Genomic DNA, 6675 nt, shown 5'->3' on the forward strand with positions numbered 1-6675 from the left:
GCAACGATGGCGAGTACTTCCGTGGCGGCCGAGGCCGCGCGACGGCGAACGTTCGCGGTGATTTCGCACCCGGACGCCGGTAAGTCCACGATCACGGAGGCGTTGGCGTTGCACGCGCACGTCATCGGTGAGGCGGGCGCCGTGCACGGTAAGGGCGGGCGGAAGGCCGTCGTCTCCGACTGGATGGCGATGGAGCAGCAGCGCGGTATCTCGATCACGTCGGCCGTGCTCCAGTTCTCCTACCGCGACTGTGTAGTGAACCTGCTCGACACTCCGGGGCACGCGGACTTCTCGGAGGACACGTATCGCGTGTTGACGGCCGTCGACTGCGCCGTCATGCTGCTCGACGCCGCGAAGGGTCTGGAGCCGCAGACGTTGAAGCTGTTCGAGGTGTGTCGGCATCGGCGGATTCCGGTCATCACGTTCATCAACAAGTGGGACCGGCCCGGGTTGGACGCGTTGGAGCTGCTCGACGAGATCGAGACGCGGATCGGGATGAAGCCGACGCCGTTGACGTGGCCTGTGGGCGTCGCGGGCGAGTTCCATGGTGTGATCGACCGCCGGGACGACCACATGGTCCACTTCGAGCGGACGCCGGGGGGGACGCGTGCGGCGATCGAGGAGCACCTGGACGTGGACGAGGCGCGTCGGCGCTACGGCGCGGACTTCGACCGGGCCGCCGAGGAGGTCGAGCTGCTCGCCGCGTCGGACGCGACCCATGACCAGAAGCTGTTCGTCGACGCCGTGACGACGCCGGTCCTGTTCGGGGCGGCGGTGGCGAACTTCGGGGTGCGGCAGTTGTTGGACGTGTTGATCGATCACGCCCCGCCGCCGTCGCCGCAGCCCGACGAGGCCGATGAGCCTCGGTCTCTGGAGGCGCCGTTCTCGGGTTTCGTGTTCAAGATCCAGGCGAACATGAACCCGGCGCATCGCGATCAGGTGGCGTTCCTGCGTGTCTGCTCGGGACGGTTCGAACGCGGCATGGTCGTCACGCACGCCACGAGCGGGCGTCCGTTCACGACGAAGTACGCCCAGTCGATGTTCGGGGCGTCCCGAGACACGATCGACGAGGCGTTCCCCGGTGACGTGATCGGTCTCGTCAACGCGACGAACCTGGGCATCGGGGACTCGTTGTATCTGGAGCGTCCGGTCCGGTTCCCGGCGTTGCCGTCGTACGCGCCGGAGCATTTCGCGACGATCCGCACCGACGACACGTCGAAGGCGAAACGGTTCCGGCGTGGCATCACCCAGCTGGACGCGGAGGGCGTCGTGCAGGTCCTGCACTCGCAGGCGCGTGGCGAGCATTCGCCGGTGTTGGCGGCCGTCGGCCCGATGCAGTTCGAGGTCGCCGCGCACCGGTTGCGCACCGAGTTCAACGTGCCGGTGACTGTGGACAATCTGCCGTACACGCTGGCGCGGCGCACCGACGCCGATGGGGCGAAGTCGCTCGTGTCGGCTCCGGGCGTCGAGGTGTTCACCCGGTTGCGCGATGACGCGATCCTCGCGGCGTTCCCGAACCGTTGGCGTCTCCAGACGATCACGTCCGATCTCCCGAATGTGCTGCTCGAGCCGCTGTTGGCGGACGCGAGCGATCGGTGATCACGGACGGCGTTGGCGCCCAAGGTAATCTGGGGTCCCTTCACGAGAGGGGCGAGGCCGCCACCGCCCATGACGGCCGATGACAACGTGGTCCACTCAAGACTTCGGGAGACGCTGTGACGGCACCCCATGAACCCCGATACGAGTTCCCTGATCCGCCTCCGGCCATCGCGCCGGTCCCGGCGATCAAGTGCTTCGACATGCGTGGCGCACGGGTCGTCATCGGCGAGGCGGGGCACGGGTGGCGAGGCGACCTTCGGGCCGACGATCCGCTCATGCGCGGAGGGAAGCTCATGGTGCCGGTGCTGTCCGAGAGCGACTTCTACCGCTCCGAGGACGAGGGCACCGAGGCGATGGCGGCGCTGCATCCGGCCGAGCAGGTGTGGGTGGAGAAACCCGACGAGTCGGTGCCGCGTCGCACGGCCGCACGCCACCTGTTCGAGCGGCTCGTCGACGGCGACGAACCGCCGTTGCGGTTTCCCGCCCCGGCCAGCGAGGTACCCGGCCTGACGGGAAGACGCGTGTGGCATTGGAGGTCGGGGGCGTTCGCCTACGACCTGCGGTGCGTGTCGGAGGCGTTCGAGAACACCGACGGGGACATCGCGATCAAGGTGTGCGCGGAACGCGACTGGTACCGATGGTCCCGCACCGGCAAGATACCCACAATGGATGAGGCGCTGATTCACATGGCGTGGGTGGAAGGCTGAACTGCGAAAAGAAGTACCGGGGCGGGGCGCCTCGCGACCATTCGTCCACAAGAACGTGACGCAATGGACACTCATTGACTCATTACGCATTGACGGCACGGCAACATTCACGATGCGCGAATGTCCTTTTGACTTAGTCGGATGAACGTTCGGGCAGGTCATTCGACATTGACCAAAACCACTCGGATTCATCGCAACATTTCGCTGAATCGTTGCGTGTCTTCAATACCGCATCCGACCAATGGTCACTATACGAATAGGATTCATATTTCCCGTGACACGGGCACTTCAAACGGTGTTCACATCCATACACCCAGAGGGGTACACTGGACGCCTTATGTACGCAGCATCCCTCGCTCACCTACGGGCCCTGTGCCTGGCTCTGCCCCATACGACGCAGACTGGTGCCAGAGACGATCCGATCTTCAGCGTCAAGGGACAGACCTTCGCGACGGGCCATCGTGTCGGCGAGCGTGAATCAGTATGGTTCAAGGCAACAGAAGACACCCGACAGAGGCTGTTGTCGCGGCACGGCCAACGCTTCTTCACACCTCGCTACCTCGACAAGCACGGCTGGATCGGCGCCTGGCTGGACGGCTCCTGCGATTGGTCTGAAATAGACAAACTGCTGCGCGACTCGTACGCCATGACCGCCCCAGCAAGCACGAACCAGGACGCGGACGCCGCGACGACCAGATCCTGAAGACGCTGAGGCGATACCCGACACCCGGGTATCGCACCGGCGCCCCTCCCACCGATCACCGGCTCGACAGTGGAACCTCAGCGGGACGTGCTCGTGTTGATCAAACTCATCGCCTCGGCCCGCGACTTCGCGTCGACCTGCATGATGCCGCGCACCGCCGATGTCAACGTCCGAGCCCCCGGCTTGCGGATGCCCCGCATCGACATGCACATGTGTTCGCACTCGACGACGATGATGACCCCGCGCGGCTCCAACGCCTCCATCAACTGGTCGGCGATCTGCGACGTCAAACGCTCCTGCACCTGAGGACGCCGCGAGTACGCCTCGACGAGGCGCGCCAGCTTCGACAGACCCGTGATCCGTCCGCTCTCGCCCGGGATGTAGCCGATGTGCGCGACGCCCACGAACGGCAGGAGATGGTGCTCGCAGAAACTCGCGACCTCGATGTCACGCACCACCACCATCTCGTCGTGGTCCTCGGCGAACGTCGTCGTCAAGATCTCGGCGGGGTCGACCCGCAGACCCGCGAACAACTCCGCGTAGGAGCGCGCGACCCGGGCGGGCGTACGCAGCAGCCCCTCCCGGTCGGGATCCTCGCCGACGGCGATGAGGATCTCCCGCACGGCCTCCTCGATCCGTTTCAGATCGAGCCTGTCCTCGACGGGTCCACCGCCGAGTCGCCCATTGACGATGCGGGCCGCCTCATGATCCATCTGCGCTCCAGTCACGCCCCAAGCCTATGCACGCCAGGGCGTTCCGCTCCACCCAACGGCTGCGATCCACGTCACGACGGCCCCACCCGGGTTCGGGTGGGGGCCGTCGTGACGTGTGCGGTTATTCGGGCGCCGGGCCGGTGCCGTTGCTACCCGCGACCTCGCCGGGGATCGTGACCGGCGGGCGGTCCGACGGGCGGCGCTTGCCGGTCCCGTTGAACGGCGACATCGGCGGACGCTTCACGACGTCCTTCGCGATCCGTTCCAGGTCCTCCCTGGTGAGGGTCTCCCGGTCCAAGAGTTCGACGACCATCTCGTCGAGCACGTCCCGGTAGTGATCCAGGATCTCGTACGCCTCGTCGTGCGCGAGCTCGATGAGACCGCGGATCTCCGCGTCGATCGTCGCCGCGACCTCGTCCGAGTAGTCCCGCTGGTGGCCCATGTCGCGGCCGAGGAACGGTTCGGAACTGGACGTGCCGTACTTGATGGCGCCGAGCTTGGCGCTCATGCCGTACTCGGTGACCATCGCGCGGGCCAGGGCCGTCGCCTTCTGGATGTCGTCCTGCGCGCCCGTGCCCGGGTCGTGGAAGACGAGCTCCTCGGCGGCGCGGCCACCGAGCGCGTACGCGAGTGTGTCGATCATCTCCGAGCGCGTCTGCGAGTACTTGTCCTCCGTCGGGAGGACGAGCGTGTGCCCGAGGGACCGACCGCGCGGCATGATCGTCAACTTGTGCACCGGAGCGGCGTGCGGCAACGCCAACGCCACGAGCGCGTGGCCGCCCTCGTGGTAGGCGGTGACCTTCTTCTCCTTGTCGCTCATCACCCGGGTCTTGCGTTCCGGGCCGGCGATGACGCGGTCGATCGACTCCTCCAACGCCCAACCGCTGATCGCGCGGTCGCCCGCGCGGGCGGTGAGCAGCGCTGCCTCGTTGATGACGTTGGCGAGGTCGGCACCCGAGAAACCGGGCGTGCGACGCGCGATCGTCTCCAGGTCGACGTCCGGCTCGAACGGCTTGCCCTTCGCGTGGACCTGCAGGATCGCCTTGCGACCCTCCATGTCGGGAGCGTCGACGGGGATCTGCCGGTCGAAACGGCCCGGGCGCAGCAGCGCCGGGTCGAGGATGTCGGGACGGTTCGTCGCGGCGATCAGGATGACGCCGCCCTTGTTGTCGAAGCCGTCCATCTCGACGAGAAGCTGGTTGAGGGTCTGTTCGCGCTCGTCGTGACCGCCACCGAGACCTGCGCCACGGTGACGCCCGACGGCGTCGATCTCGTCGACGAAGACGATCGCGGGGGCGTTCTCCTTCGCCTGCTGGAAGAGGTCGCGAACACGGGAGGCGCCGACACCGACGAACATCTCCACGAAGTCGGAACCGCTGATCGAGTAGAACGGGACGCCCGCTTCGCCCGCGACGGCGCGCGCGAGAAGTGTCTTACCGGTACCGGGCGGGCCGAAGAGCAGGACGCCCTTCGGGATCTTCGCGCCGAGTGCCTGGTACTTGGCGGGGTTCTCGAGGAAGTCCTTGATCTCCTTGAGTTCCTCGATGGCCTCGTCGGAACCGGCGACGTCCTCGAAGGTCGTCTTGGGGGTGTCCTTGGTGATCTGCTTCGCCTTGGACTTGCCGAAGTTGAGGACGCGGGACCCGCCGCCCTGCATCTGCGACATGAACAGCACCAGCAGGATCACGATGATGGCGATCGGCAGGAGGTTGATCAGGAGCGCGACGAGCATGTTCTCCTGCGTCACCTCCACCGTGTAGTCGGTGCTGTGTTCCTTGATGTCGTCGAACACGGCACCCACGGCGTCGGCGGGGTAGTACGCCTGAATCCGGTCGGTCTTGGTGTCGTCGACGTCGATGGGTTGCTTGAGGATCAGCTCGACGATCTGCTCTCGATCCTTGATCAAGGCGGATTCGACGTTGCCTTTGGCAATCTGCTCGTCAGCGACGGAGGTGTCGGCTTCGGCGTATTCGCTGCCGCCGGTGACCAGGCTGCCGACGATGACCGCGCCGAGGATGATGAGGATGATCCAGACCAGTGGCCTGCGGAACAAACGCGTACGCTCCATACTGTTGCGGGCGCGTGCGTGGCGCCCGTCCCCTCCTGCACTCGACGTGATGTGGAACCAAGGAAGTGGCCACGAAAAGGCCACCCCGGATTTGGTGTCATTCGAAGGTACACCGTACCGACGCCCGCACCGGTAATGTGGTGGGCTTTACTCTCAGCCTGATCTCAGCATCATGTCACGAACGTCACGTGTCCCCATGCAGGCGGGGCGCCGGTTCGAGACGCCGCAATAGCTGGCAGGCTTGGAGGCATGACTCCTTCACCCGAGCATCAGCAAGGCGAAGCCTGGTACTCCCCCGATATCGACCGGGTCATTCTGTCCGCCGACGACATCACCTCGAAGACCGCCGAAATCGCGAAGCGGATCGACGCCGACTACGCGGACGTCGGTGGTCTGCTCATGGTGGGGCTGTTCAAGGGCGCGATCATGTTCATGGCGGACTTGGCGCGGGCCGTCAACATTCCAGTCGAAATGGAATTCATGGCCTTGTCGTCGTACGGACAGCGTGCGACGTCGTCGGGTGTGGTGCGGGTCCTGAAGGACCTCGACACCGACATCCGGGATCGACACGTGCTCGTGGTGGAGGACATCGTCGACTCCGGGCTGACGCTGTCGTGGTTGCTGAAGTACCTGCCGAGCCGTGGGCCGAAGTCGGTGCAGGTCGCGTCGATGTTGCGTAAACCGAAGGCCTTGGAGTCGAGTTTGGACGTCAAGTACGTCGGTTTCGACGTGCCGGACGAGTTCGTCGTCGGATACGGGCTCGACTACGCGGAGCGGTATCGCGAGCTTCCGTTCGTCGGCGTTTTGAAGCCGTCCGTCTACGGAGGCTGAACCCTCCCCGTCCTGTCTCCCGTCGTCCTCCCGGCCGGGCCTGATGGCCCGGCC

The 6675-nt window shown here is 65.6% G+C and carries 6 protein-coding genes; 4 read left to right on the forward strand and 2 right to left on the reverse strand.

What is annotated here, in order from left to right; all coding sequences use genetic code 11:
- The first annotated feature begins 6 nt into the window (after positions 1-6).
- From ACM9NP_RS12545 to ACM9NP_RS12555, 3 genes are all read left to right on the forward strand, one after another.
- Entirely contained in the window at positions 7-1599 is a 1593-nt protein-coding gene (locus tag ACM9NP_RS12545; protein ID WP_415646837.1) for a peptide chain release factor 3, read from the forward strand.
- A 116-nt stretch (positions 1600-1715) separates the two neighbouring features.
- Positions 1716-2306 carry a hypothetical protein gene (locus tag ACM9NP_RS12550; RefSeq protein ID WP_415646838.1) on the forward strand — a complete coding sequence of 197 codons (591 nt, stop codon included), beginning with the start codon at positions 1716-1718 and terminating at the stop codon, positions 2304-2306.
- Between the two features lie 337 nt (positions 2307-2643).
- Positions 2644-3009: an MmcQ/YjbR family DNA-binding protein gene (locus ACM9NP_RS12555; RefSeq protein ID WP_415646839.1), complete on the forward strand. Its 366-nt coding sequence runs from the start codon at positions 2644-2646 to the stop codon at positions 3007-3009.
- Between the two features lie 77 nt (positions 3010-3086).
- Here ACM9NP_RS12555 and folE read toward each other — a convergent pair whose 3' ends face one another.
- Both folE and ftsH read right to left on the reverse strand, forming a co-directional pair.
- Positions 3087-3722, reverse strand: a complete 636-nt coding sequence (gene folE / locus ACM9NP_RS12560; protein WP_415646871.1) for a GTP cyclohydrolase I FolE — start codon at positions 3720-3722, stop codon at positions 3087-3089.
- Positions 3723-3843: 121 nt separating this feature from the next.
- The gene (ftsH, locus tag ACM9NP_RS12565) at positions 3844-5790 is read right to left on the reverse strand and encodes an ATP-dependent zinc metalloprotease FtsH (protein ID WP_415646840.1); all 1947 of its coding nucleotides are present in this window, start codon (positions 5788-5790) and stop codon (positions 3844-3846) included.
- Positions 5791-6039: 249 nt separating this feature from the next.
- Between ftsH and hpt the strand changes: the two genes are divergently transcribed.
- Entirely contained in the window at positions 6040-6621 is a 582-nt protein-coding gene (hpt, locus tag ACM9NP_RS12570; RefSeq protein ID WP_415646841.1) for a hypoxanthine phosphoribosyltransferase, read from the forward strand.
- The last annotated feature ends 54 nt before the right edge of the window (positions 6622-6675 follow it).

The organism is Stackebrandtia soli (genome assembly GCF_965137155.1).
Classification (GTDB): Bacteria; Actinomycetota; Actinomycetes; order Mycobacteriales; family Micromonosporaceae; genus Stackebrandtia; species Stackebrandtia soli.